26 protein-coding genes are annotated in these 26,392 nt (G+C 35.2%); 13 read left to right on the forward strand and 13 right to left on the reverse strand.

Features of this window, described 5'->3' with window-relative positions; translation table 11 throughout:
• Nucleotides 1–552: 552 nt before the first annotated feature.
• Entirely contained in the window at nt 553–1,854 is a 1,302-nt protein-coding gene (locus tag SKM54_RS06010; protein WP_321089120.1) for a dicarboxylate/amino acid:cation symporter, read from the forward strand.
• A gap of 142 nt (nt 1,855–1,996) precedes the next feature.
• Here the strand turns inward: SKM54_RS06010 and SKM54_RS06015 are convergent, their stop codons facing one another.
• Nucleotides 1,997–2,878, reverse strand: a complete 882-nt coding sequence (locus SKM54_RS06015) for a LysR substrate-binding domain-containing protein (RefSeq protein WP_154772728.1) — start codon at nt 2,876–2,878, stop codon at nt 1,997–1,999.
• A 149-nt stretch (nt 2,879–3,027) separates the two neighbouring features.
• On the opposite strand from SKM54_RS06015, the gene SKM54_RS06020 reads away from it, so the two are divergent.
• Both SKM54_RS06020 and serC read left to right on the forward strand, forming a co-directional pair.
• Complete coding sequence (locus tag SKM54_RS06020) at nt 3,028–4,443, forward strand: aspartate ammonia-lyase (RefSeq protein ID WP_321087996.1); 1,416 nt, start codon at nt 3,028–3,030, stop codon at nt 4,441–4,443.
• A 193-nt stretch (nt 4,444–4,636) separates the two neighbouring features.
• A complete protein-coding gene (gene serC / locus SKM54_RS06025; RefSeq protein ID WP_321094707.1) occupies nt 4,637–5,716 on the forward strand; it encodes a 3-phosphoserine/phosphohydroxythreonine transaminase in 1,080 nt (359 codons plus the stop codon).
• Between the two features lie 646 nt (nt 5,717–6,362).
• Here serC and SKM54_RS06030 read toward each other — a convergent pair.
• Entirely contained in the window at nt 6,363–7,292 is a 930-nt protein-coding gene (locus SKM54_RS06030) for a hypothetical protein (RefSeq protein ID WP_154772731.1), read from the reverse strand.
• Nucleotides 7,293–7,541: 249 nt separating this feature from the next.
• On the opposite strand from SKM54_RS06030, the gene SKM54_RS06035 reads away from it, so the two are divergent.
• Nucleotides 7,542–8,009 (forward strand): YaiI/YqxD family protein, encoded by a 468-nt coding sequence (locus tag SKM54_RS06035; RefSeq protein WP_321087998.1) that lies wholly within the window; start codon nt 7,542–7,544, stop codon nt 8,007–8,009.
• Between the two features lie 9 nt (nt 8,010–8,018).
• Nucleotides 8,019–8,927 (forward strand): DMT family transporter, encoded by a 909-nt coding sequence (locus tag SKM54_RS06040; RefSeq protein WP_171501274.1) that lies wholly within the window; start codon nt 8,019–8,021, stop codon nt 8,925–8,927.
• Nucleotide 8,928: 1 nt separating this feature from the next.
• Here the strand turns inward: SKM54_RS06040 and SKM54_RS06045 are convergent, their stop codons facing one another.
• Entirely contained in the window at nt 8,929–9,501 is a 573-nt protein-coding gene (locus SKM54_RS06045; protein WP_154772733.1) for a PilZ domain-containing protein, read from the reverse strand.
• A 23-nt stretch (nt 9,502–9,524) separates the two neighbouring features.
• Between SKM54_RS06045 and SKM54_RS06050 the strand changes: the two genes are divergently transcribed.
• The 3 genes from SKM54_RS06050 (at nt 9,525) to SKM54_RS06060 (ending at nt 13,944) form a co-directional block, all read left to right on the forward strand.
• Complete coding sequence (locus SKM54_RS06050; RefSeq protein WP_154772734.1) at nt 9,525–10,760, forward strand: lipoprotein-releasing ABC transporter permease subunit; 1,236 nt, start codon at nt 9,525–9,527, stop codon at nt 10,758–10,760.
• Complete coding sequence (locus tag SKM54_RS06055) at nt 10,753–11,436, forward strand: ABC transporter ATP-binding protein (protein WP_154772735.1); 684 nt, start codon at nt 10,753–10,755, stop codon at nt 11,434–11,436. Before SKM54_RS06050 ends, SKM54_RS06055 begins: the two co-directional genes overlap by 8 nt.
• A gap of 84 nt (nt 11,437–11,520) precedes the next feature.
• On the forward strand, nt 11,521–13,944 hold the full coding sequence (locus SKM54_RS06060) for a DNA internalization-related competence protein ComEC/Rec2 (RefSeq protein WP_321094710.1): 2,424 nt from the start codon (nt 11,521–11,523) through the stop codon (nt 13,942–13,944).
• Here the strand turns inward: SKM54_RS06060 and SKM54_RS06065 are convergent.
• A complete protein-coding gene (locus tag SKM54_RS06065; RefSeq protein ID WP_154772737.1) occupies nt 13,934–14,875 on the reverse strand; it encodes a lysophospholipid acyltransferase family protein in 942 nt (313 codons plus the stop codon). The two genes, SKM54_RS06060 and SKM54_RS06065, sit on opposite strands and share 11 nt — an antisense overlap.
• A 135-nt stretch (nt 14,876–15,010) precedes the next feature.
• On the opposite strand from SKM54_RS06065, the gene sppA reads away from it, so the two are divergent.
• Together sppA and SKM54_RS06075 are read left to right on the forward strand one after the other, a co-directional pair.
• Nucleotides 15,011–16,024 carry a signal peptide peptidase SppA gene (gene sppA, locus SKM54_RS06070; RefSeq protein ID WP_154772738.1) on the forward strand — a complete coding sequence of 338 codons (1,014 nt, stop codon included), beginning with the start codon at nt 15,011–15,013 and terminating at the stop codon, nt 16,022–16,024.
• The gene (locus SKM54_RS06075) at nt 16,021–16,821 is read left to right on the forward strand and encodes an alpha/beta fold hydrolase (RefSeq protein WP_321088002.1); all 801 of its coding nucleotides are present in this window, start codon (nt 16,021–16,023) and stop codon (nt 16,819–16,821) included. Before sppA ends, SKM54_RS06075 begins: the two co-directional genes overlap by 4 nt.
• A gap of 52 nt (nt 16,822–16,873) precedes the next feature.
• Here the strand turns inward: SKM54_RS06075 and purN are convergent, their stop codons facing one another.
• Nucleotides 16,874–17,503: a phosphoribosylglycinamide formyltransferase gene (purN, locus tag SKM54_RS06080; protein ID WP_154772740.1), complete on the reverse strand. Its 630-nt coding sequence runs from the start codon at nt 17,501–17,503 to the stop codon at nt 16,874–16,876.
• A gap of 10 nt (nt 17,504–17,513) precedes the next feature.
• Entirely contained in the window at nt 17,514–18,584 is a 1,071-nt protein-coding gene (gene purM / locus SKM54_RS06085; protein WP_154772741.1) for a phosphoribosylformylglycinamidine cyclo-ligase, read from the reverse strand.
• A 136-nt stretch (nt 18,585–18,720) separates the two neighbouring features.
• On the opposite strand from purM, the gene cxpE reads away from it, so the two are divergent.
• Together cxpE and hda are read left to right on the forward strand one after the other, a co-directional pair.
• Nucleotides 18,721–19,941 carry a chloramphenicol efflux transporter CxpE gene (gene cxpE / locus SKM54_RS06090; protein WP_154772742.1) on the forward strand — a complete coding sequence of 407 codons (1,221 nt, stop codon included), beginning with the start codon at nt 18,721–18,723 and terminating at the stop codon, nt 19,939–19,941.
• Between the two features lie 15 nt (nt 19,942–19,956).
• Entirely contained in the window at nt 19,957–20,664 is a 708-nt protein-coding gene (gene hda, locus SKM54_RS06095) for a DnaA regulatory inactivator Hda (protein WP_321088005.1), read from the forward strand.
• A gap of 81 nt (nt 20,665–20,745) precedes the next feature.
• Here hda and SKM54_RS06100 read toward each other — a convergent pair whose 3' ends face one another.
• The 5 genes from SKM54_RS06100 to SKM54_RS06120 all read right to left on the reverse strand — a co-directional run bounded on the left by SKM54_RS06100 (nt 20,746) and on the right by SKM54_RS06120 (nt 24,047).
• Nucleotides 20,746–21,150, reverse strand: coding sequence for a DUF3106 domain-containing protein (locus SKM54_RS06100; protein ID WP_321094712.1), 405 nt, complete (start codon nt 21,148–21,150; stop codon nt 20,746–20,748).
• Nucleotides 21,140–21,460 carry a hypothetical protein gene (locus SKM54_RS06105; RefSeq protein ID WP_321088007.1) on the reverse strand — a complete coding sequence of 107 codons (321 nt, stop codon included), beginning with the start codon at nt 21,458–21,460 and terminating at the stop codon, nt 21,140–21,142. The genes SKM54_RS06100 and SKM54_RS06105 overlap by 11 nt, the downstream gene beginning before the upstream one ends.
• Complete coding sequence (locus tag SKM54_RS06110) at nt 21,457–22,071, reverse strand: RNA polymerase sigma factor (RefSeq protein ID WP_321088056.1); 615 nt, start codon at nt 22,069–22,071, stop codon at nt 21,457–21,459. Before SKM54_RS06110 ends, SKM54_RS06105 begins: the two co-directional genes overlap by 4 nt.
• 163 nt (nt 22,072–22,234) lie before the next feature.
• The gene (locus SKM54_RS06115) at nt 22,235–23,011 is read right to left on the reverse strand and encodes a TrmH family RNA methyltransferase (protein WP_154772746.1); all 777 of its coding nucleotides are present in this window, start codon (nt 23,009–23,011) and stop codon (nt 22,235–22,237) included.
• A 61-nt stretch (nt 23,012–23,072) separates the two neighbouring features.
• Entirely contained in the window at nt 23,073–24,047 is a 975-nt protein-coding gene (locus SKM54_RS06120; protein WP_154772747.1) for a class 1 fructose-bisphosphatase, read from the reverse strand.
• Nucleotides 24,048–24,228: 181 nt separating this feature from the next.
• Here SKM54_RS06120 and SKM54_RS06125 point away from each other — a divergent pair, with 181 nt between their 5' ends.
• On the forward strand, nt 24,229–24,411 hold the full coding sequence (locus SKM54_RS06125) for an NF038105 family protein (protein WP_154772748.1): 183 nt from the start codon (nt 24,229–24,231) through the stop codon (nt 24,409–24,411).
• A gap of 86 nt (nt 24,412–24,497) precedes the next feature.
• On the opposite strand, the gene pal is transcribed toward SKM54_RS06125, so the two are convergent.
• Both pal and tolB read right to left on the reverse strand, forming a co-directional pair.
• Nucleotides 24,498–25,067: a peptidoglycan-associated lipoprotein Pal gene (pal, locus tag SKM54_RS06130; RefSeq protein WP_154772749.1), complete on the reverse strand. Its 570-nt coding sequence runs from the start codon at nt 25,065–25,067 to the stop codon at nt 24,498–24,500.
• A gap of 40 nt (nt 25,068–25,107) precedes the next feature.
• A complete protein-coding gene (gene tolB, locus SKM54_RS06135) occupies nt 25,108–26,391 on the reverse strand; it encodes a Tol-Pal system beta propeller repeat protein TolB (protein WP_321088057.1) in 1,284 nt (427 codons plus the stop codon).
• Nucleotide 26,392 lies beyond the last annotated feature (1 nt).

Here is a 26,392-nt window from a genome sequence, read left to right on the forward strand (position 1 = left end):
AATTTTGAAAGGCGAAGTTAATTTATTTAGAAGCGCACATATAATACGAGTAAAGCTCGGTAAATGGTTTGTATTTTTATTTGATTTATAGCGGTAAATATCAAAAAAATTTAAATGTAATAAATTACGTTTTTGTAAATTGATGAAAATCGTATTTTGGTTGATGCTGTAAATATGCAAAAGGGAAGTTGTAAAAAGTTTCACTGGTAAAACAATATAAGGTATTGAATATTTAAATTATTTTATAAATTTAATAAGAAGAATGTATGAGATAGATTAGTAAAAATTAATAAAATGAGGAGTAAATTGGTTATTCAATTCATAAGAATAATACTAAAAACATGCATTTTTTGCATGGTGCAATAAAATTTTGCATTATCCTTTCCTTCAAAAAAAAGTGAAACTTGCCACAGTTAATTACTGGATCAATAAATTTTCACCTAGCTTCATAGAATGAAGCTTACTTAAATTGATCAACATGGAAAGTCATCAATGCCTTGTTATTAAGGCTATCAACTTAATACAAAAAAGATTGAAGAAGGAACTATTTTAATGAACCAAAAAAAATTGCTCAAATATATCTTGATCGCAATGATTTCAGGAATTCTGATTGGTTGGATCTTTCACAGTATTTTGTCACCTGAGCAAATATCAAAAATTGCAGGCTACTTAAAAATTATTACAGATGTATTTTTAAGATTAATTAAAATGATTATTGCTCCGTTGGTATTTGCAACAATTGTTTCTGGCTTAATATCAATGGGTAAATCATCTTCTTTAGGATCGATTACACTAAAGGCGATGAGTTGGTTTATTGGAGCATCATTTATTTCACTACTGCTTGGAATGGGGTTAGCAAATTATTTCCAACCAGGTACAGGTATGAATTTAAGTATTCCGCAAGAAGCTGTAAATGTTGGAGTAAGTGCAAGTAGCCTAAGCTTAGAAACTTTCATTACGCATATTTTCCCGCGTAGTTTTGCAGAAGCGATGGCAAATAATGAAATATTACAAATTCTAGTATTTTCAATTTTCTTTGGTTCAGCATTAGCATTTGTTCAACACAGCAGTGGTTCTACAGTAATTGGTCGAATTATTGATGAGCTTTGTAAAGTTATGTTCCGTATTACTGATTATGTAATGGCTTTAGCACCTATTGCTGTATTTGCAGCAATTGCTTCAGCTATTACTGTTCAAGGACCTAAACTCATCCTCGATTACAGTATTTTTATCGGACAATTCTATGTTGGCTTACTAATTCTTTGGACAATTTTAATCACTATTGGTTATGTATTTTTGAAAAAAGATGTTTTTAGATTGATGGGCGTGGTAAAAGAGCCAACAATGCTGGCATTTGCAACAGCAAGTAGTGAATCTGCATATCCAAAAACAATGGAAGCTTTAGATAAGTTTGGCGTGCCAAAGCGTATTACTAGTTTTGTTCTTCCTTTAGGGTATTCATTCAATCTTGATGGTTCGATGATGTATATGGCATTTGCTGTATTATTTATTGCACAAGCCTATAATATTGATTTGAGTTTTGCTCAACAAACATTGATATTGTTGACATTAATGATTACGAGTAAAGGAATTGCTGGTGTTTCTCGTGCATCTATTGTGGTGATTGCCTCAACGCTTGCGATGTTTAAACTTCCAGAAGCGGGTATTTTATTACTTCTTGCTGTAGACCAATTCTTAGATATGGGAAGAACTGCAACAAATGTGATTGGAAATAGTATCGCTACTGCTGTTATTGCGCGTACAGAAGGTAATAAACATGATCTTCCAGAGGAAGAGGTTATTGCTGTAGAAGATAAACTCATACCTATCAATCGATTGGCAGATAATAATTAAATTTTAAGCGTTTAAAATAAAGATTAATGGTATAGCTCATTCTATGGGTTATGCCATTATTATCTTATGCTGTGTTATTTTTATAATGAATTCTAATTTAATAATTAATTGTATGATTTTATTTAAATTGATATTTGCTATTTTATTTTGTTAGTTCATTCCAAATGTAATTAATCTTGTTTGTAAATATCATTTTTCGTCTAATAATGTATACATCTTGAAATATATTATATTTTTCACAATCAACTATTTTTAATTTATTTTCAATAATCTCTTTTTCGACCAAAAGTTTAGGTAGCCATGAAATCCCTAAACCTTGCAAAACTAATTCTTTTAAATCACTCGCATTATCTGTTTCATATAAAACTCTATAATCTAAAACATTTTCAATGACTTCATCTACACAACTTCTTAAATATGCTTGTTTACTGTAAGCTAATAATGGAAATGATTTTTCAAGTGAGTATTTAGGCGTACCATCATCGTTTAATGCAGTTATTGGTAATATTTCCATTTCAAAAATCTTCTGGAATAAGAATAAAGAAGGATCAAGTAGTTGTAGGTTTTTCTGACTAGAGTAGCCAATTAAAAAATCGCATGAGCCATCATTCAGTAAGCGCATACCTTGCTTAAGATTTACTGCAATAATTTCTAGTTTTAGATCTTCCATGTTGGTGGAGAGTTCATGGATAAACCGAGGAAAAAATTGCGTAATTAATGAATGAGATACACAAAATTTTACCGTTAGCTCATTGTTTTTTACACTTTTTTCCAAATAATTTATTGTTGTATTTAGTTGATTTTTAATATTTTTTGATGATGCGAGCAAAACTTGACCAGCTTCAGTAAAGTCAATGTTTTTACTATGACGTTTTAGAATTTGAAAACCAAGTGTACTTTCAATATTTTGAATTCTACGTGTAAATGCAGATTGGGTAACGTGGCGTATTGCTGCTGCTTGAGAAATAGATTTTTCTTGTTCAAGAGCAAGTAAATCTTCGATCCATCGAATTTCTAGTGTCATAAAAAACCCTTAATACATACTTTTAAGCATATACATTTTCAAATTATAATCCTATTATGCAAAAAATGCATACATGAATATTTTTTTACATTAGAGAAAATGAATAATACATTTTAATATAAGTTTAATATAAATTAGAGTTTATTTAAATGAATATTAAGATTAATACACGTACAGAAAAAGATTTATTAGGTAATAAAGAAATTCCAGATAATTTTTATTATGGTATTCAAACGTTTCGAGCTGTAGAAAACTTTAATCTTAGTAATAATAAATTAAATCAATTTCCTATTTTTATTAATGCACTTGCAATGGTTAAATCAGCATGCGCGCAAGCTAATTTTAAACTTAATCATCTTGATGAAAATAAAAATAATGCAATTCAATATGCTTGTCAGCAAATTCTTGATTATAAATATCATGATCAGTTTCCGATAGATATGATTCAGGGCGGGGCTGGAACATCAACAAATATGAATATTAATGAAGTTCTAGCTAATATTGGTTTAGAGCATTTAGGATATGCAAAAGGAGATTATCAATATTTACATCCAAATAATGATGTAAATATGTCTCAATCTACAAATGATGTTTATCCTACTGCTATTAAAATTGGTTTAATTACAGCAATTGATCAATTAAATACGCCATTTGAAAATTTGATTCAGAGTTTTAAACGCAAATCTGAAGAGTTTTCTAATATTCTAAAAATGGGGCGTACCCAATTGCAAGATGCCGTACCAATGACTTTGGGGCAAGAGTTTGGTGCTTTTGCAACAACATTACAAAATGATTTGAATAAGCTTAATCAAATTATGCCAGATGCTTTAAGTGTGGTGAATTTGGGTGGAACAGCAATTGGAACTGGTATTAATACAGAAGTTAAATATCGTGAGCTTGCAATTGCATCATTATCTGAAATTATGCAACGAAATATTAGTAGCGCACCCGACTTAATTGAAGCTACTTCAGATATGGGTGATTTCGTTTTATTGTCTAGTTTGTTAAAACGTACCGCGACTAAATTATCAAAAATTGCCAATGACTTACGTTTACTTTCTAGTGGACCGCGTACAGGTATAAATGAAATTTATTTAGAACCACGTCAACCAGGTAGCTCAATTATGCCTGGTAAAGTGAATCCTGTGATTCCTGAAGCTATGAATCTTGCATGTTATCAAATTATTGCGAATGATTTAGCCATAACATTAGCAGCAGAAGCAGGGCAGTTACAGTTAAATGCGATGGAGCCTTTAATTGCTTTTAAATTGTATGAATCAATTGATTTACTTGGTAAAGCGATGAAAATGTTCCAACATAAGTGTATCGAAACTATACGTGCAAATGCTGAACATTGTCAGGAAAATGTTGATAATTCGATTGGGATTATTACAGCACTCAATCCATATTTGGGTTACGAAACGACAACACGCATTGCCAAACTGGCAAATGAAACAGGTCAAAGTGTTTTAGCTTTGATCAAAGCTGAAAATCTATTGTCAGATCAAATATTAGCGGATGTTATGGCTGTAAATAATATGGTTAAACCGAAACAATCTGTTTAATTATTTATCTTTACTACCGTAAGTTGCTTTTATGTTTTATAAACACAATAAAGTGATCAAAGCATTTTGATTGAAATTTCGATTGTAAATATCCGGTAGGATTGAAATTTCTTCAGCTTTAACTACTGCACATATAGTCTAGATGTGGTTAAATGCCATCATTTTATTGTGTTTCACTCTGAAAGGAAAAATCATGCGCGCGTACAACTTCTGTGCTGGTCCTGCTGCATTACCTACTGCTGTTCTAGAAAAAGCTCAAGCGGAAATGCTTGATTGGCAAGGTAAAGGTCTTTCGATCATGGAAATGAGCCATCGTAGTAAAGACTATGTTGCGGTTGCTGAAAAAGCAGAAGCAGATCTACGTAAACTCATGAATATTCCTGAGAACTATAAAGTATTGTTCTTACAAGGTGGTGCATCGCTACAGTTTTCTGCAATTCCATTAAATCTTTTAGGGAAAAATAATAAAGCAGATTACATTCATACAGGTATTTGGTCTGAAAAGGCATTGAAAGAAGCGCAGCGTTATGGCGATATCAATGTTATTGAAGCAGGCACAACAATTGACGGTAAACTTGCAATTACAGATCAAAGCACGTGGAACTTATCTGTAGATGCAGCTTATGTTCATTATGCTGAGAATGAAACAATTGGTGGTATCCAATTTGCAAATATTCCTGAAACAGATAAGCCTTTAGTTGCAGATTTATCTTCAAGTATTTTGTCTGCACCAATTGATGTAACAAAGTTTGGTTTAATTTATGCGGGTGCTCAAAAAAATATTGGGCCAGCAGGTTTAACACTTGTTATTGTTCGTGAAGATTTACTTGATCAAGCAAAACCTGAAATTCCAAGTATTTTGAAATATAGCGATCAAGCAAAAAATGATTCAATGGTGAATACACCATCTACTTATGCATGGTATTTATCTGGCTTAGTATTTGAATGGTTGTTAGAGCAGGGCGGTGTGGAAGCAATTCATAAAGCGAATATGGCGAAAGCTGAATTGCTTTATGGTTACATTGATGCAAGCGATTTCTATGCGAACCCAATTGCTAAAGCAAACCGTTCAATTATGAATGTTCCATTTACTTTGGCTAAACCAGAATTGGAAAAACAATTCTTGCAAGAAGCTGAAGAAAATAATCTTCTTAACTTAGCGGGTCACCGCTCTGTTGGTGGTATGCGTGCAAGTATCTATAACGCTGTACCATTAGAAGGCGTACAAGCGCTTGTAAACTTCATGGATGACTTTGCGAAACGCAATGCTTAATCAAATGAACTAGAATTGCAAAAAGCCCATCAAATGATGGGCTTTTTTATATCTGGTCGAATCTAGACGAGAAAAATAACGTCTTAGAAAACGAAGGTGTGTAATAAATAAGCAGAAACAAACATCCCCAATACAAAAAATAGGCATGACATAAGATCTAACTGGTAACGATTTCCAATTCGATGTTCTACTTGCTGTAAATTTTCTTCTTGCACGATTCTCATAGATATTATTTCCGATGATCTATTTATCGTTGATTCCATTGGTTTGTCATATTTTTAACATAAAATATTGATTAAATAAAGTACTATTTCAAATTAACTTAATAAAGTTATTATTTTATAGATTTAATTTCAAATTATTATAAAAAACCAAGTAAATTCAGGCTTTCAGATTATCTTTATAAAAATAAATTAGAATAAAAATTATCCACAATTATTTGAATTTAAAAACAAGAAATTGAATTTAAACCTGTGGATAAGCTATTATTTTTTGAATTTAAAATGATTAAAAAATAATCCAAAGTTGTGGATAAAATAATCAAATAAACAATATTTAATTTATTCACTCATATTAAGTAATAAAAAAATCTCGGTATTTATTTATGCAAAAGCAAAACAAAACCGAGATTTTTTATTTATATAAATTATTGTTTTTTATTAAAAATATTGACTTGAAGCCAAATATTTCCACGAATGTATTGTCCTATTTCAAAGTTGCGATAGTCTTGGTTTTTTGTAGCAATACGCGCAAGAACAGCAGGTTGATTTTCTTCTAAGAAAAGTGTGACATCGTACAGCGTATATTCATTATCCATGAAATTCATAGATGTTTTGCCAACAATCTTACTTTGGAACCAAGCTTCATCTTCTTGTCCCATTGTTTCACCATAAAGATAAGCAACCATTTTTGAAAAATCGACAGTTACAGGTTCTTTGTCATCGTCATTTTTCGGTTCCCATGCATCTAATAACTCCTGTAAGTTTTCAGGAGCAACGCCACCATTTTCCGCCAAAATATCATTTAGTGCACGGTGGTGTTTAATAGATGCAGGATCATCAACAACAATTTGTTCATGATCAGATACCGCTTCTAATTCATATGCCCAACCATTAAATTGCACGTTATAGGTTTGTTCTTTGTCGTACTGTAAGTGGTTTACGCTATATAAATTGTCAAATGCATAAGCAACGCCTGCGCCTACATTGAGTTGTAAAACGGCTTGCGTATTCGATTTTCCACAGATAATGCGTTCAATTTTCGCATCTACCTTGTACGGGCTTTCAAATGTTGGGAATGCCGTTTTAACTGCTTTGGGTTTATTATTTTCAACGTCAATAACTTGGTTAAGTAAAATGGCTGCTTTGCTTGGACCTTGAATTAGCCAAGATTGCGCATCCATTTCACATTCTTCTTTACACAAACCCATGGGCATAATTGGAGCATCAAGTGCCAAACCAAGCCATTTAGGTACATCTGTGGCAGGTTGGTCTGTTAGTAAATTCCAATGCTCTACATGACTACCGAAGCTTTGATCTTCAATGGTGATCCGTTCAGGACTATTTTGATTTTTCATATGCACAATTGATTTCGGGTTGTATTTATCTATTAGATCGAGGGTTATTCGGAATTTTCAAGTCAAAGACTTGAAGAAACTGAATTTATCTTTTTTAAGTAACAAAAGATTCACATTAAAACTAATGAAAATTTGATTTGATGGCAAGTGCATATACAAATCTACATATAAGGTTTTGAAAGAGATTATCAATGATGTGCGTTGAACAAATTTGATAAACTGACCATTCGTAATATTTAGGAATCACTTGTGCTGCCATTTAAACTTTGGGTTGATGCTGATGCTCTGCCACGTATTTTAAGAGATGTAATTATTCGTGCATCGGATCGTTATCAAATGGAAGTTACATTTGTTGCAAATCAAAGTGTCGGCATTACACCATCTGTTCGTATTAACTCAATTCAAGTCATGAGTGGTGCAGATGTGGCGGATCAAGAAATTGTTGATCGAATGAAAGAGCACGACATTGTCATTACACAAGATATTCCTTTAGCAGCGCAGGTCATTGAAAAAGGTGGTGTGGCAATTAACCCGCGTGGTGAGGTGTACACAATATCTAATATTAAAGCACGTCTGCATTTGCGTGATTTTATGGATACTTTACGTGGTGCAGGTGTACAAACAGGTGGTCCACCACCGCTTGCTGAGCGAGACAAGCGTGAGTTTTCAAGTTCGTTAGATCAAACCATTCAAAAACAAAAACGTAAAACAGCCTAATTATTTATGATTCCGTCTAAAGCGAACTTAATGTCGACTTATGTGTTACTTATATTCATATGGTCGACAACACCTCTTGCCATAGTTTGGAGTGTTTCAGACATTCACAACTTATGGGCTTTAGCTTTGCGTTTTTTTATTGCATTGCCTTTGTCTTTGGGTTTGCTCTTATTGTTAAAAGTAAATTTAAAATTCAATGCAATTTCTATTCATAGCTATATTGCAGGTGCTTTTAGTTTTATTGGTTCGCAAATTTTTACTTATTTGGCAACAGATTATTTAAGTTCGGGCATTATTGCGCTGATGTTTGGTTTAGCACCAATTATGGCAGGGCTTATTGGGCGCTTCGTATTTAATATTCGTTTACACCGTATGCAATGGATAGGTATGTGCATTGCAGTGCTGGGTTTAAGCATTATTTGTATGGGGGGGAGCGATCATCATATACAGCCTATAGGCATTGTTTTAATGCTGATCAGTGTTTTTGTTTATTGCATGTCTATTTTTTGGATTAAAAAAATTAATGCACCGCTTGAACCTATGGCTCAGGCTTCAGGTTCTATTATAGTTTCAAGTATTTTTGCTTTGTTTTTGTTGCCGTTTATTTGGCAGTACGCACCCACACATATTCCAAGTACAAAATCTTTAGTTGGTTTGTTTTATGCGGTCATTATGGCTTCGTTACTTGCAATGTTTTGTTATTTTAAATTGGTACAGAATATTAAAGCGACAACATTGTCATTAACCACAGTAATGACGCCATTACTCGCATTGATGTTTGGCGCTTTATTGAATAATGAAAAACTCACAGGCATGATTTTTTTAGGAACAATCGTTTTACTCACAGGTTTATCAGTCTATTTCTATAAAGATTTTATGCAAAGCCGTACGAATAAAAAAGCTGAATCTAGAGACTAGTTCAGCTTTGTTGTGCGTGCATAATCTCTAAAGCTTCACTTAATTTGCTTCGATCTTGAGGCAATAAAGTAATAAAATAAGCACCAGTTTTATATTTTCCGTTATCTTCTTCGCGGCAATGAATTACTTGCGCAATTGCTGCAATATGGAAGAAGTTATCTGGATGACTTAAGGTAATATGAATATAAGTATTCTCTGCAATTAAATGATCTGAATAGAAGCTAAGACCACCTTCAGATATATTCACATTTGCAGGCACTGGTAACAAGGATTGTACAATTGCATCGTATAAAGTACCTGTGATGAGGTTTAACTTTTGATTAAATAAAGATAATATGCGTGCAATCTGTTGATCTTTTTCAGATATTTGTTCTATTTCGTGGTCTAAAGCAAGATCAAACTGATCTAATTCTGCAAGTAGAAGAAAATAACGTGGCAACACAAAATTAGGATCATAAGGGTCGTTTAGCGCAACATGTTCAGAAATGACCTGATAGTTGACCCTCAAGGCAGCATCGATACGCGACATTACACGACGGTCATTTTGACCTGGTTGATGCTGAAATTTTTCCATAATCTTACCTCGGACTTGATGGTATGTTTAAACCAATCTCGCTATATATAGGGTTGAGATATACTCGCGCACGGCGCAGTAACCATTTTATTTCTTTTATTGCTTTGGTCTCAATGATTGGCCTTACCTTAGGTGTTGCCGTACTCATTACAGTTCTTTCTGTAATGAATGGTTTTGATCGGGAACTAAAAGATCGTATTTTGGGTATGGTACCGCAAGCTACTGTTTCTTCAACCCAAATATTAACAGATTGGCCTGAACTTGCAAAAAAAATTGAGCAACATCCACATGTGACAGGTGCAGCACCTTTCACGCAATTACAGGGGATGTTAACAGCACAAGGGCAAGTGTCTGGCATTATGGTTACAGGCATAGAACCTGAGTATGAAAAGAAGGTTTCTATCATACAAAACCATATGGTAGATGGCAGTATCGATAGCCTAAAAAAGGGTGAATTTGGTATTGTTTTAGGTAAGCAATTAACAGATTCATTAGGCTTAGGTCTAAATGATAACGTGACCCTGGTTTTACCAGAAGCTACGCCATCTCCAGCAGGTGTGGTGCCACGTTTCAAACGCTTTAAAATTGTGGGTATTTTCAGTATTGGCGCAGAAGTTGACTCAATGATGGGCTACATCGCACTCAATGATGCTTCAACACTTTTACGCCTTCCAGATGGCGCTCAAGGCGTACGCATGAAGCTAGATGATATTTTCCAAGCACCGATTGTTTCAAATGAAATAGTGCGTGATTTGCCATCTAATTTTTATGCTTCAGATTGGACATTTACACACGGTAATTTGTTTAGTGCAATTCAAATGGAAAAGGCAATGGTAAGCTTGCTTTTATTCCTTATTGTATTGGTTGCAGCATTTAATATTGTGTCTTCATTGGTGATGGTTGTTACCGATAAAAAATCTGATATTGCTATTTTAAGAACTTTAGGTGCTTCACCTGCCACAATTACTAAAATCTTTATGGTTCAAGGAACAGTTATTGGTGTTATTGGTACTGTTTCTGGTGCAATTCTAGGGATTATTTTAGCAACAAGTATTAGTAGTATTGTGGGATGGATTAGTAGCGTATTTGGCTTAAATCTATTTGATGCATATTTCATTAACTATTTGCCATCTTATTTAAAATTACAAGATGTTGTGGTTATTGTGAGCTTATCTTTAATTTTAAGCTTCTTAGCAACCATTTACCCAGCTTTACGTGCTGCAAAAATTCAACCCGCAGAGGCATTACGTTATGAATAAAGTAGTCCTTGAAGCGAAGAATGTATCGAAGCACTTTACTGATGGTAAAACCACAGTTGAAGTGATCCGTGGTTTAGATTTAAAAGTTGAAGAAGGTCAATTCGTTTCTATTGTTGGTTCAAGTGGTTCAGGTAAAAGTACTTTATTGCATGTGTTAGGAGGCTTAGAGTGCCCAACAGAAGGTATGGTATTTTTAAATGGACAGCGTTTTGATAATTTAGGCGAATCTGAACGTGGTTTTCAGCGAAACTTACATTTAGGTTTTGTTTATCAATTCCATCATTTATTACCTGAATTTACCGCTTTAGAAAATGTTGCAATGCCTTTAATGCTGCGTGATGGTACAAGCTATAAAAAAGTAAAAGAGCAGGCAGAATATTTGTTAGATCGAGTGGGGTTGTCTCATCGTTTAACACATAAGCCGGGTGAACTTTCGGGTGGTGAACGTCAGCGTGTTGCTATGGCGCGTGCATTGGTTGCTAAGCCTGCGGTAATGCTTGCAGATGAACCAACAGGTAACTTAGATCGTAAAACAGCGGTTAAGATTTTCGAATTATTAAGCGATTTACGTAATGAGTTTAATATGGCAATGCTGATTGTGACGCATGATGAAGCACTTGCTCAATCTGCCGATAAAATTTTGCATATGCAAGATGGTGTTTGGGTAAACGAATAATTGTAGAAATACGACAAGTAACCTTGAAGCCCACTTAGGTGGGCTTTATTATTGCGCATAATAATTAAAATACAGCTAATAATAATGATTCAAATGATTTGTGCAGGATGGATATTCGGCATTAGTTTTTTAGGCAAAAATATTGAAAATTACTTACAACTTTCCTCAATCAGTTTTTATCTTTTAATTGCACTTCTTATTTTTTTGTTTGTAGTCCATCTACGAATAAAAGCTATTGTTTTACGTTTATTAAATGCTGTTTTTGCATTTTTTATTGCATGCATTATTGGTCTGAATTATTCGAATGATCAATTAATGGAACGTTTGAAATATCGCGTACAACAAAGCAATGAAGTTGAAATTATTGTTGCTGTTAATTCAATTAACCAGTTAAAGCCAGAAACGATTCAGCAGCAATTGGTTGTACTCAATCAATTTGAAAAAACAGTTCTTTGGAACAGTTCACTTAAAATTGAACAGCATGAACCACTTAAAATAGGACAATATTATCGGCTACAAGGCAAAGCATCGCCTATTCATAGTTATGCAACAGCAGGTGTTTTTGATATTGAGCAATGGTATATCCAGCAAAATTGGATGGGAAATTTTCAGATTAAGCATGTTGAGCTTATATCTGAAGATGAAGTAAAGGCGTTAGGGTATGCATCTTATATAAAGAAAAATAATAGTTTTACAGCAAAATTTAAAAGATGGGTGGAGCTTCAACGTTTAGATATTCGATATTTTATTCAGAAACAACCAATACAACATAAGGGCTTAACGCTTGCACTTTTAACAGGCGATGAAAGCTTTTTGAATAAGCAAATAGAAGAACAATTTCAGCGTTTTGGAATGAGCCATTTACTTGCAATATCTGGCCCGCATGTACTTATTTTTGCTTGTATGATGTGTTGGTTAATGCATCGAATAATTCGTAAATATTGTCCTAAAATTTATTTGAAAATTCCGAAGCAATATTTACTGATTTTTCCATTTTTAAGTTGTGTATTTTTATATTGTGCATATGTAGGATTTGAAATTCCCGCATTAAGGACTTTGCTTGTTACTTTACTTGCGAGTGTGTGGATTTTATTTAAATATCCAATTAAAGCTTTAAGTTTATTGCTTTTAAGTGCTTCGTTATTATTAGTATTCGATCCTTTTAGTATTTTGTCAGCCGCATTTTGGTTGTCCTATGGCGCATGCTTTGTGCTTTTAAGAATCTATCAAACAATACAAGAACAGAACTTCGAACAGCAATCGTTACTACAAAAGAGCATAAGTGCACTTAAAATTTTAGTCGAATCTCAGTGGAAAATATTTATCGCATTATTTCCACTCATGATTATTTTCTTTAAACAAATCGCTTGGATTACACCATTAAGTAACCTTTTTGCAATTCCATTTATTGGTTTGGTTATTGTGCCTTTAGATGTTTTAGCGGGGATGAGTTACTTTTTATTCGAACCATTAAGTCAGCTTTTTTTTCAAATAAATAATCTTTGTATTGGTTTGCTGCTGTTTATGATGGAAAGTATTGATCAAATTTTTCATCCACAATTAATACCTGTTGCTATGAATTTTTGGAGCATGATTTGTATTATTTTATCGCTGATTATTCTATTTTCACCACAGGGGCTTATGCCAAAAGCATGGGCAGGAATTTGTTTATTTCCACTGCTTTGGAGTGACAATAAAAATTATCTATTTGAGCTTTCAGTATTAGATGTAGGGCAAGGGCAATCTATTTTTATTCGTAGTGAAAACAAAACTTTAATGGTAGATACAGGTGGATATTATGATGAAACTAAATTTAGCGTAGGTCAGCAGATTATTCAGCCATTTTTATCTGTAAATGGGGTGAGAACAATAGATTATTTGTTTTTAACACACTTGGATCAAGATCATAGTGGTGCATTTGATTATTTGAAAAACAAGGTGAAATTTGAGCAAGTTTATTCAAATGAGAAAGTAGAAGTATTGCCAAATTCAAAATTTGAATATTGTAAGAAAGGTCAAAACTTTAATATTAATCATCATGTAAAAATTGAAGTTCTTTCGCCTAAAGAAGAACAATTAGATTTGGCAAAATACAATAAAAATGAAAATTCCTGTGTGTTATATGTTCAAGTTTTGAATGCAAAAAAATATCAAAACTATTTACTAATGGGCGATGCAGGCTGGGAAACAGAATATGCAATTTTACAGGATTATCCACATTTAAAAGTAGATGTTCTTGTGCTTGGGCATCACGGTAGTCAACATAGTTCTTCTTATGCTTTTTTAGAAAAACTACAGCCGGAAATTGCGATTGTTTCAGCAGGTTTTAATAACCGTTATGGTCACCCAAGTGAAATTGTAAAAGCACGCTTGAGAGAATTAAATATACCTGTATTAAGTACAATTAATGATGGAACCATCCAGTTTTTACAGCATCAAAATAACGATGTAGAAATTAATAAACAGCGAGATATAAGACTGTGGCTAAAAAGAGATTTTAGTGATTAATCTCGTTATTTCGTACTTTTTCTACCAATGCCAAAGCTTCATCTGTTGAAATGTTATAAACCTTTCTTAATGCAGGGTTTGCACTAAACCGTTTATAGCTCCAATGATAGTTTTCTGGGTTTTTAGTAATTAAGGATTCAATAGCTTTATGAATAATTTCAGTACCTTGTTCTGCATTAAGTGAATAGATTGCAGAATCAATTTCCTCTATAAAAATATCAAATGAACTATTTTCATTTCGAAGTGCGTACATAAATAATGTTGCAGCTTTAGTTTTTTGAATGAGTTTTGCACTTAAATTACTTGAAAACAAAGGGATGCCAAAGTAAGGAACAAGTTCACCTGTATGATCAGGAGAGTGATCGGGTAAAATAACCGTTGTACCACCTTGTTTCAGCGCTCTAAAAATTTGACGTACACCAGACTCATCTGTTGGTACTAATACAGATTGATCTCGACTACGTGCACTACGAACAAAATCATCTGCAGATTTATTTTTAATAGGTTTATACATAATGGTCATTTGGGTGTGTTGAGCAAGCCACGCATTCATGATTTCCCATGTGCCAAAATGCGGCATAACTAAAACTAAACCTTTATTTTCAGCAAGTGCATTATGAAATAAATGTTCATTATGAACTTGGTTAATACGTTTTATATTCTTTTGATTCTCTGCGCCCCAAATATGAAAAAACTCAAAATATGAAATCATTTCATTTTGAATCGCATTTTGACCAATTTTATTTCTTTCAATTTGGCTCAGATGCGGCAATGCAATTGCTAAATTCAAGCGAATAATATGCGCAGTTTTGGTTAACTTAAAAGTGTTTACCAATAAAGCTAAAATTTTTGCTGTAAAACGAGCAACGCTCAAAGGTTGGCGGCTTACAAAATTAATTAAACGTGAAAAATTTGAATTTTTATGAGCCATGGTCTTAGATTTTGTAGAACGCATCAAAGCATGAAAAGATTTCAATTATTATAAGGGAATTTGTGATGTATAAATATAGAACGCGCCATCATTGTATATAATGTTGGCAATATTAATAAATTTTGGAATGTTTTTATGTCGGATTGGCCACCAAAACCACAGGAAGAGAATCAGAAAATTCAGCAACAACCTACGGGTGAGGAATGGAAGTTACTCGAAAAGGTAATTTTGGTGTCTGTTGATGAACAACGCAAAGCACGTCGTTGGGGAATTTTCTTTAAATTTCTAACCTTTGGTTATATTTTTTTACTGTTGGTGATTATGGGGAAAAGCTGTAGTACAAATACTGCGTCTGCGCCAACATCAAAACCACATATTGCAGTTGTTAATATTGTTGGAACAATTGCGGCAGATAAACAAAGTGTGAATAGTAACGATACAATTAAATCATTACGAAAAGCATTTGAAAATACAAATAGTAAAGCGGTTGTTTTGAATATCAACTCGCCCGGTGGTTCTCCTGTTCAGTCAGATGAAATTTGGCAAGAAGTTCAATATCTGAAAAAACAATATAAAGATAAAAAGATCTATGCAGTAATTGGCGATACAGGTGCTTCAGGTGCTTATTATATTGCTTCTGCAGCAGATGAGATTATTGTAAATCCATCAAGTCTTGTGGGTTCAATTGGTGTAATTATGCCAAATTATGGTGTAAATCAATTACTACAAAAACTTGGTGTTGAAGATAGAACCATGACATCTGGTGAGAACAAAGCATTATTGTCGATGACACAACCTGTAGATGCAGCACAAAAAGCGCATGTTCAAGGTGTACTAGATAATGTTCATAATCACTTTATTAATGCTGTAAAAGAAGGTCGTGGTGCGAAATTAAAATCGCAAGATCCTGCAATTTTCTCAGGCTTATTCTGGACAGGTGAGCAGGCAATTCAATTGGGTCTTGCAGATAAAGCAGGTAGTTTGAATACACTAAAACGTGATTTAAAAATTGATACAGCTCTAGACTACACCATTGAGCATAGTCCATTCGATTCCATTTTAGATCGTATGGGAGCTTCTATTGGTGAGGGATTTGCAACTTCTTTGTCTAAGCAAATTCAAACTGAGCAAAGTGCGAAAATTCAATGAAGCCATTAATTCATTTTGCGCACGCGAATGGCGTGCCATCTAAGGTGTATCAAAAAATGTTTGATGCACTGAAAGATGATTACGACATTATTTATGTGCCATTACTTGGGCCAGATAAGCGTTATCCAATTGATAATCACTGGAAAAGTTTAACTCAACAAGTTATTGATAGCATTATTCGTCAAGCAAATGGTCGTAAAGTGATTGGCTTAGGACATTCATTGGGCTCGGTTCTTACTTTTCAGGCAACATTACAACGTCCTGAATTATTTGAACAAGTGATTATGTTGGATCCGCCATTAATTGTCGGTAAAGATGGTTTTGCTTTTCATATTGCAAAGCTACTTAAACTAAAAGCTTTAGATAAAATGTCTCCAGCGGGGCTCTCTAAGCGTCGTCGTGATCATTGGGATTCGCGTGAGCAAGCTGCTGAGTTATTACGTCCGAAAGGTTTTTATCAACATTTCGATGCAGATTGTTTTAATGCCTATATTCAATATGCTTTGAAAGATGATGTGCTTCGTGGTGGTGTTGAACTGACAATTTCACGTGAAGATGAAGTGGAAATATTTCGTACCAATCCATCTTTATGGTGGTTGCCACAAGCAAAACCAAAAGTTCCAGTGCAATTAGTAATTGCGGAAGATGGACCATTCTTAGCACGTAAATTCCCACAAATTACTCAGAAGAAATTTGGTATTCCTTTTAGGATCGAAAAAGGGGGGCATATGTTCCCACTTGAGCGACCTATTGAAGTTGCGCAAATGTTGAAAGATCTCATTAAACAAAATACTTAATTCTTAAAATAAAAAACGCATCCGAGGATGCGTTTTTTTATGATTTTAATTTTTAGAACTTACAAAATTGAACAGGCTCTTTCATTGGATGATTTCTATAAATCACACCATTGGAAGTATGTTCTAACGCTCCTGTGCAAATCCATTCAACAACTTGAGGATAAATAATATGCTCAAGTTCATGTACACGATTTGCAAGCGTAATTTCTGTATCGCTATGCGCTACTTTTACAACGCCTTGAGCCAGTGCTTGACCTGCATCAAGTTCAGCAGTTACATAATGAACTGTACATCCATGAAATACATCACCTGTATTTAATACACGTTTATGCGTATGCATGCCTTTATAATTTGGCAATAAAGAAGGGTGGATGTTGACCATTTTCCCTTCCCAAGACTGCACAAATTTGGCACTTAAAATTCGCATGAAACCAGCAAGAATCACTAAATCAACATTCCAATCTAGAAGTTGTTGATGCATTAGGGCATCAAAAGCTTCACGAGTAGGATACTGTTTATGTTCAATAACTGCTGTTTGAATACCAACTTTTTTTGCTCGTTCTAAAGCATATGCATCAGGCTTGTTAGAAATAACACCAACAATTTGCCCTGATAGATTTGCATCAATCAAGGCTTGAAGGTTGCTACCACTACCTGAAACAAGTACAGCAATTTTAATCATGAGATATCTATTAAGCGAAAATCACACGGATTTTTTCGTCAGCGCCTGCAACTGATTCAGCATTTTCTGCAATGTGACCCATTGCCCATGCTTTTTCACCAAGACTGTTAAGTAATTCAACAGTTTTGTCAGCTTCATTTGCATCTACAACAAGAACCATCCCTACGCCACAGTTAAATGTGCGGTACATTTCGAATTGTTCAACACGACCTTCTTTTTGAAGAAGTTTGAATAATTCTGGCCATTCCCAAGATGACTCATTCACAATTGCTTGTGCGCCATTTGGTAATACGCGTGGAAGGTTACCAGGTAAACCGCCACCAGTAATATGCGCCATTGCGTGAACATCTACGTGTTTAAGAAGTTCAAGAATAGATTTAACGTAAATACGTGTTGGTTCCATTGCAACATCTGCAAGAGGGCGACCATCTACATTTTGAGTAAGGTCTACGTTTTTAACGTCTAAAATTTTACGAAGCAGTGAGTAACCGTTTGAGTGAGCACCAGATGATGCAACACCAACTAAAACGTCGCCCGCTTTAACTTTTGAGCCATCAATAATTTTGCTTTGCTCAACTACACCTACGCAGAAACCTGCAAGATCGTAATCTTCGCCTTCATACATGCCTGGCATTTCAGCAGTTTCACCGCCAACCAATGCACAGCCTGCAAGTTCACAACCAGCACCAATACCAGTTACCACATTTGCAGCAACATCAACATTTAAGTGACCAGTTGCATAGTAGTCAAGGAAGAATAATGGTTCTGCACCACACACGAGAAGATCGTTTACGCACATTGCAACCAAGTCTTGACCAATTGTGTCATGACGGTTCAAATTCAATGCTAAACGTAATTTAGTACCAACACCATCTGTGCCAGATACAAGAACAGGTTCTTCATAACCTTTAGGAATTTTACAAAGTGCGCCAAAGCCACCTAGACCGCCCATTACTTCAGGACGTGCAGTGCGCTTAGCGACAGATTTGATACGATCGACTAAAGCGTCGCCCGCCTCAATGTCGACACCTGCATCTTTGTAGCTTAAACCAGTGTTTGGGGTAGAAGTTGAGTTGCTCATATTGAAGTCTCCGCATTCGCGCGGGGATTATAACCTGAATATACGAAACTCTTATGTTATTTATTCCTTAAAATGTTATCTTTATCGAAATATTTTACTTTTCTATAATGAATATACTGAAAAAAGGCGAGTTCCTATGGTAGATCGCACCTTACGTCGTATTTTTATCCTTGTTGGCATTGCATTACTTCTTTGGGTTCTATATTTATTAAAGCCCGTGCTCATTCCATTTATTGGTGCATTTTTAATTGCATATTTATTTAGCCCATTGGTAGATAAGCTTCATAAAGTTGGCTTACCACGTTGGGCAGCAATTAGTGTGGTGTTTATAGGAATAGGACTCGTTGTGACTTGGGCAATGTGGTACTTAGCTCCGCTGGTTTGGCAACAGTTAATGTATGCAAAATCGAGTATTCCTGCCGGAATTCACTGGGTTAATTATACATTTTTGCCTTGGTCATCAGAAACATTCGATTTGGTGCCAATGGAATTAGATGTAGATCAAATTTCTGCTGCTGTCATGGAATATATCCAAACAAACTATAGTGCAGATAGTCTTCAAAGTGTTATTGCTCGATTAGCCCAGTCTGGATTGAGTTTTATTCAAGTGGGAGGGACGGTTGTTTTAATTCCAATTATCACATTCTATTTCCTATTAGAATGGGACAAAATGCTTGAAAATTTACGCCGTTTAATTCCTCGTCCTTATGAAAAATCGACACTTAAAATAGTAGGTGAATGCCATAATATTTTGGGTGCCTTTGTGAAAGGACAGTTCCTTGTTATGTTCCTTTTAGGCGTGATTTATGCTGTAGGTTTGCAGTTAATTGGCTTGGAAGTTGGTCTGATTATTGGAATGGTTGCAGGACTTGCAAGTATTATTCCTTATTTAGGTTTTGCTGTTGGAATTATTGCCGCAGCAGTTGCAACATTCTTCCAATTTGGTATGGATTGGATGCAGCTCTTACTCGTTGCTATTGTCTTTATGATTGGTCAAGCTGTAGAAGGATATATTCTTCAACCATTTTTATTGGGCGATAAAATTGGTTTATCTCCAGTTGCTGTTGTTTTTGCCGTATTGGCAGGTGCACAGCTCGCAGGTTTCTTAGGGATGCTACTTGCATTACCTGTTGCTGCGGTAATTGTTGTCTTGTTAAAGCATCTTCGAGATTACTACGAACACAGCCAAATGTATCAGCCATTAGTTGCTGTTTCACAAGATGCGCAGACAGATTCTATTCATATAGAAACACAAGAAATTGATGTAGATATAGAACTGAAAAAGCCTCAAGTAAAAGCACTGCATGAGAGTGAAAAATCGGGTAATATTGAAGCTTCAGATAATAAAGATTCTTAAGGATATAATATATTTATGCGTCAATTGCAGCTAGACATTGAACCACAACTTGATGCCCGAATTAGTGATTTTTCGGGTCCGGGTTGGGGGCATGTTGTAGATGCTGTAAGACAATTGCATGCAGGTCTTTTGAATCGATTCTATGTATATGGCGGGGCTGGTACAGGGAAAAGTCACTTGCTTTCTGCCATATGCGACTCTTATTTAGAAATTGGTAAAACTGCAATTCATGTTTCATTGCTTGAACTGTTAGATGCGCCAACAGAAGCAATTACCTCGCTTGATCAATATGACTTAGTTGCTTTAGATGATATTGAAGCCATTAGTGGCGTACCGCATTGGCAACGTGCGGTATTTCATTTAATTAACTATAGTGATGAAATGGGTGGTCAGCTTGTTTTCTCCTCAAGATTTGCCCCAATTGAACTGAAATTAGAACTTCCAGATTTGCAATCACGCTTAACTCAGGCTGTGAGTGTGAAAGTTCCTAGTGGAAGTTTATTTGCAGATCGACTTGCTTTAGTAAATTCAATTTTAGAACGCCGTGGTGTGCATATGGATCAGCAGATAGTTGATCATTTATTGGCACATGGTCCGCATCAAACTTCGGTTTTATTGCAATTGATAGATAAATTAATTCAGCTATTAAAAGGCGAAAAAACTAAATTGAGTGGTTCTAATATTCGTCAAATTTATGCACTCATTGATGAATATGATTCATAGTTCAATTTAGTATTAAAAAATTTAATATTAAAAAAGGTCTCAATTGAGACCTTTTTATTTGCAGCATTTTTAGCAAAACTTTTAATTATTATAAATTGTCTTATATTTTTGAATATATTCGTCACGAATAAGCGCACGATTTTCAGGTTCAGCTTTTTGTAAACGTTGGCTTAATTCTTTACGCTCTTGCGTGCTCATTTTTTGCCAAGCTTCACGCATTTGCTGTTTCTCTGCATCGGGAAGTTGACTAAACCAATCCATGCGTTGTTGTAATGAATTACGGGCAGATTCAGGTAGTTCTTTATTTAAAGATTGGTAGCGCTTAATCAGTGCTTGTTGTTCTTCATCACTCATACTGTCCCAAGTTTCACCAATTTGAGTATCTGCATCTTTAGACAAAATCCAAAAACGATCAAAACCAGCAAAGCTTGTTTGTAAAAAGCCAAGTATGCAAAAGGTAAGAACTAATCTTTTTTTAGCTACCATGTGGAACTTTATCCTCGCCCATCACCATTAACATTTCCAAATCTTCAACCATTTGTGGAGAGAGTTTTGGCGTCACAATTGCCTGACTTTCAGGTTGATTTGAAATGTCTAAAGCATTAGGAATAACAACAAATCCTGTAATTGCTGCTGCTAGGGCATATCCAGACATTTTGAAAAAGCCGTATCTAGATAATTTTTTATCTTGGATTTTTTCCAAAACATGATTCATCACAGCAGGTTTATTTTGATGATGCTGTGCGAGTCCATCAAGTTTAGAAGAAACTTGTTTTAAGAAATCATCTTGTTTCATTCCGATGATCCTCCTTTATATGGATTCATATGTGACAAACTTAAGCGTAAAGCTTGAATTGCACGGTGATAGTGAGTTTTCACACTACCTTCTGTACAACTCATAATTTGTGCAGTGGTTTTAGTATCAAAACCTTCCCATGCTCGAAGCATAAAAGCTTGCTGCTGGCGTGTTGGTAGCTGAGCAATGGCTTCTTGTATTTCTTCGGCGCTAAGTGCTTGATCTAAAAAATCAAAAGGATTGGGCGTACTTTCATCAACAATATCGAGTTGTTCGATATCATCATCGTCTAAGCTAACTTTCTTAAAAAAAGAAAAGGGTTGTGCTCGACGTGCTTCTTTACGGCGCCAATCTTGTAATTTGTTATTTAAAATGGTGTAAAAAAGGGGATACCATTCATCTGTAGTTTTGTCTGAATAGGACTTATGTAAAGAGATAAATGCCTCTTGTACCAAATCCATTGCAATTCCATGATGCCCCTGAGTTGCACTTTCCATCATGACTAAAGCACGTCCTGTAACTTCATTCATGAAGTTTTTTAGACGCAGTTCGGCCGTGCTTTTTAAAGCACTTGGTGTTTCTGTCCGAGACTGTTTGGGTGCTGAGTCCATAGAGATGGAAAATCCTGTCATTGGATCCCCACCATTATTAACAAGTTCATACTCTATATAACGTTGAAAATAATGGTTGGGTTGACATTACAAGTTATTATTTTTCTAGTGTAATCTATTTTTAAACAAGGGCTAGCTTATTTAAAATAAAATAACGATGTTTTTAAAGACGTTGACGAACCATTTCAAAGAAGCAAATAGAACCTGCAATTGCAACGTTTAAAGATTCTTGACCACCTGGTTGTGGAATAGCAACGGCTTCAGCTTTTTCTAAAGCATATTTAGATGCGCCTTGACCTTCATTGCCTAAAATCCACACACATTGTTTTCTTAAGTTTTTGCTATATAAACTTTCAGATTGATGTGAGCTTGTTACATAAACAGGAATGGTGAATTTACTTAAAATATCTTCAAGTTCAACATTTTCATAAGTATTTAATGAAAAATGTGCACCCATACCTGCACGTAAAACACGTGGCGACCAAATAGAAGCAGAACCTTTAGTACAAACAACTTGTTCAATACCTGCCGCTGCAGCAGAACGTAATAATGTGCCTACATTACCTGGGTCTTGAATGTTGTCTAAAATAAGCGTGTCTTCTGCAAAGTTAAGCGCTTCGCGAGATGTAGGTAAATCTACAATTGCAAGACAAGCTAAAGATGTACCTAAAGTGCTTAAATCTTTATATAAAGATTCGCTAAGAACGAAAACATTGCCATCATACAAAGAAACAATTTTTTCCAAATCTGGGTGGCTATACGCAGCTTCAGTTGTAAAAATTGAAGTAATAGAACGCTTTTGCTCTAACCAAGCAAGACTTAAATGTGTGCCTTCAAGTACAGTTTGGCGGTTTTTTTTACGATAAGCGTTTTGTTCAATTAAAGCACGCAAGTGTTTAATTTTTGGATTGTCTTTAGAGTCTAGAAAAAAAGCTGGCATGGGAGATTTTATCCATGAAAGTAAGCATGCGGTTTGCATTACTTACTTTCATTTTTTGAAATTAGTTGTGGTATTGAGTTACAAGATCAACTTCGTTTTTAGAACCAATAATCACTGGAACACGTTGATGAAGATCAGTTGGTTGAATATCTAAAATACGTAAACGACCAGTTGTTGAAGCACCACCAGCTTGTTCCATAAGCATACTCATAGGGTTTGCTTCATACATTAAGCGTAAACGACCTGCTTTTTGAGGATCTTTCGTATCGTATGGATACATAAAAATACCTGTACGGCAAAGAATGCGGTGAATATCACCCACCATACACGCAACCCAACGCATGTTGAAATCTTTTTCGCGAGGACCTGTTTTACCTGCAAGCAATTCGTCGATATAACGTTTTACTGGTGCTTCCCAATGACGTTGGTTTGATGCATTAATTGCATATTCTTTAGTGTCTGCAGCAACTTGAATGTTATCTGAAGTAAGTAGGAATTCTTTAGATTCAGGGTCGAAAGTAAAGAATACTGTACCTGCACCAACAGTTAACGCCATCATTGTAGATGGACCATAAAGTACATAACCTGCAGAAACTTGGTTTACACCTGCTTGCATGAAGTCTTCAGCTTTTGTTACTGCATTTTTAGCAGGCAAAATCGAGAAAATTGTACCTACACACATGTTGATATCAATATTGCTTGAACCATCCAATGGATCGAATAAAACAAGATATTCACCATTTTCTTGAGCAGGAGTGAATTCGTCTAATTCTTCAGAAGCTAAGCCACCAACATGAGGATGTACTTTAAGTGCATCAATTAAATAATCATTCGAAATAACGTCTAATTTCTTTTGTTCTTCGCCTTGCACGTTTTCATTTTGTGCACTACCAAGTACGCCAGCTAAAGCACCCTTTTGTAAAAGCTGATCAATATCTTTACAAGTATTGGCAATTGTTTCAATGACTTGGGAAAGTTCAGGTGTTAAATTACCACTTTGTTTTTGTAAGAATTGGGCTAGGGTGAGGTATGACATTATGGGGAAACTCCGAAAATAGGATTGATAAGATTTATCAAAAACAACATTGCTGGCTATTTTAGAGCAGAACGAGCTAAAAGAAAAATTAAACTACACTATTTGACGTGATTTTGCCCTTGCAACTCTTTTAGAAACTGCTATGTTGTTATAAATGGTTGATAAATATCGGAGAGTTAAAATGACAACTTTAAAATTTGATAAGACTCCAACGCCAAATGAGGCGATTAAGCTTGATGATATTTCAGTAGATAGCGTAAAAGCTGCGTGGAAAGACTATGAAGCGAAACCTGAGTACAAAAAAGTAAATAAACACGATTTAATTGAAGCCATGCAAAGCTCTGAAAAAGATTCGCAACCTTGAATTTATCGTAAATTTGAAGATATAAAAAAGCACCTCAAAAATGAAGTGCTTTTTTATTTTGAAATTTTAATTAAAAAATCAAAAAATTATTTTAAAAGTGGTGGAACAGCTTCGTAGTTAATTTCTACACGACGGTTTTCCTTCCACGCATTTTCATCATGACCTGCATTTACAGGCATTTCTTTACCGTAGCTAACAGCTTCAAGTTGAGTTGGGCTAACACCTGTTGTTACAAGGAAGCTTTCAACCGCTTTTGCACGACGCTCACCAAGTGCCATATTGTATTCACGTGTACCACGTTCATCTGTATGACCTGTAAGTGCAACACGTGAGTTTGCATTTGCCATTAAGAATTGTGCATGTGCTTGAAGTGTTTGATAATCTTGGTTTGTTAATTCGCTGCTGTCATAGTCAAAGTGAACAACACGTTTTGCTAAAAATGCTTTATTTTCAGCAGTTACACCTTTAGATGAAGCACCTGCTAAGTTTTGTGCATTTAATGCTGAATCTTCACTTAAACCTTGAGTGTTAACCGTGCCTGCACCACTTGGGAATTGTGTTGCATCTGTTGTATTTGCAGGTTTACGACTTGCACAGCCTGTCATAACTAAAGCTGTTGCTAATAATGGTAACGCTAAAAATTTAACTGTTTTCATATTATTCATCTCTATAAAAGTAGGTTAGAAATTTTAAAAATTACTTAGGTGCCCAAGCAGGTTCACGAACTTCACCTGTTTCACTTGGTAAATTCATACGGAAACGACCATCTAAAGACATAATAGCGAGCAAGCCACGAGCTCCTTCGCGTGTTGCATAGACCACCATTTGCCCATTAGGCGAGAAGCTTGGAGATTCATCTAAACTTGTAGGCGTTAAGATATTGGTAATGCTAGAGTTCAGGTCTTGAATTGCAACTTTGTAGTTACTTCCGCTAGGACGATGAACCAATGCAAGTTTTTTACCATCGGCACTTAAAGTTCCACGCGCATTAAATGCACCACGGAAGGTAAGACGTTTGGTTGAGCCTGTATCTAAATTGTAGGTATAAATTTGTGCAGATCCACCACGGTCAGAAGTGAAAATAAATGATTTACCATCTGGTGCGTAGCGTGCTTCAGTATCAATTGCGCTGTCATTTGTCATGCGCTTGAGTTCGCGAGTTTGCAAATTCATTTGATAAATTTCAGGGTTGCCGTGCATAGATGCAGTAAACAACATGCTTTGACCATCTGGAGAGAAGCTTGGTGCGCCATTTAAACCACGGAAGCTTGCTAATTTTTCACGCTGACCTGTTGCTAAGTCTTGAACATAAATTGCAGGTCGCTTGGTTTCAAAAGACACATAAGCAATTTTTTTCGCATCGGGTGTCCAAGCAGGCGACAAAATAGGGTCACGAGAGGTGAGGATGGTACGTGGTTGAGCACCATCTGTATCTGCAATTTGCAATGTATAGCGTTCATTTGGTGTAGCAGGGTTACGTAGCACATAAGCAATACGTCCACTAAAGTCACCTTTAATGCCCGTTAATGCTTCATAAATGGTGTCACTAATCATATGTCCTGCTGCACGTAGGCGTGAAGCTGGTACTGTGAGTAACTCATTTAATAGGTACTGTTGCTTTTGAACATCATATAGTTGGTAATGAATTTCATAAGCGCCTTCAGCATTTTGCTTGGTTGTTCCTGTTACAACATAAGGAACTCCAGCACTTTGCCAAGCAGTAGCATTAGGATTATTCATGCTTGCTGTCGCGGGCAAATTTTGAGAAGCACTTGAAAATTTACCAGAACGGTTTAAGTCATTTTCAATAATTGGATAAAGACTAGAATCATTCATGAAAGGAATAATTGCAATTTTGGGAGCTTCTTCTGCTGCTTTTACAATTTCTAAATGCAATTGAGCTTGTGCAGGAATAGAAATTGTTGCGCTTAAAGATGTAAGAATAGCTAGGCAGAGTAGATGTTTACGAGTTTTTTCCATC

The sequence above is a fragment of the Acinetobacter faecalis genome, from assembly GCF_034187745.1.
GTDB classification, from domain to species: domain Bacteria; phylum Pseudomonadota; class Gammaproteobacteria; order Pseudomonadales; family Moraxellaceae; genus Acinetobacter; species Acinetobacter faecalis.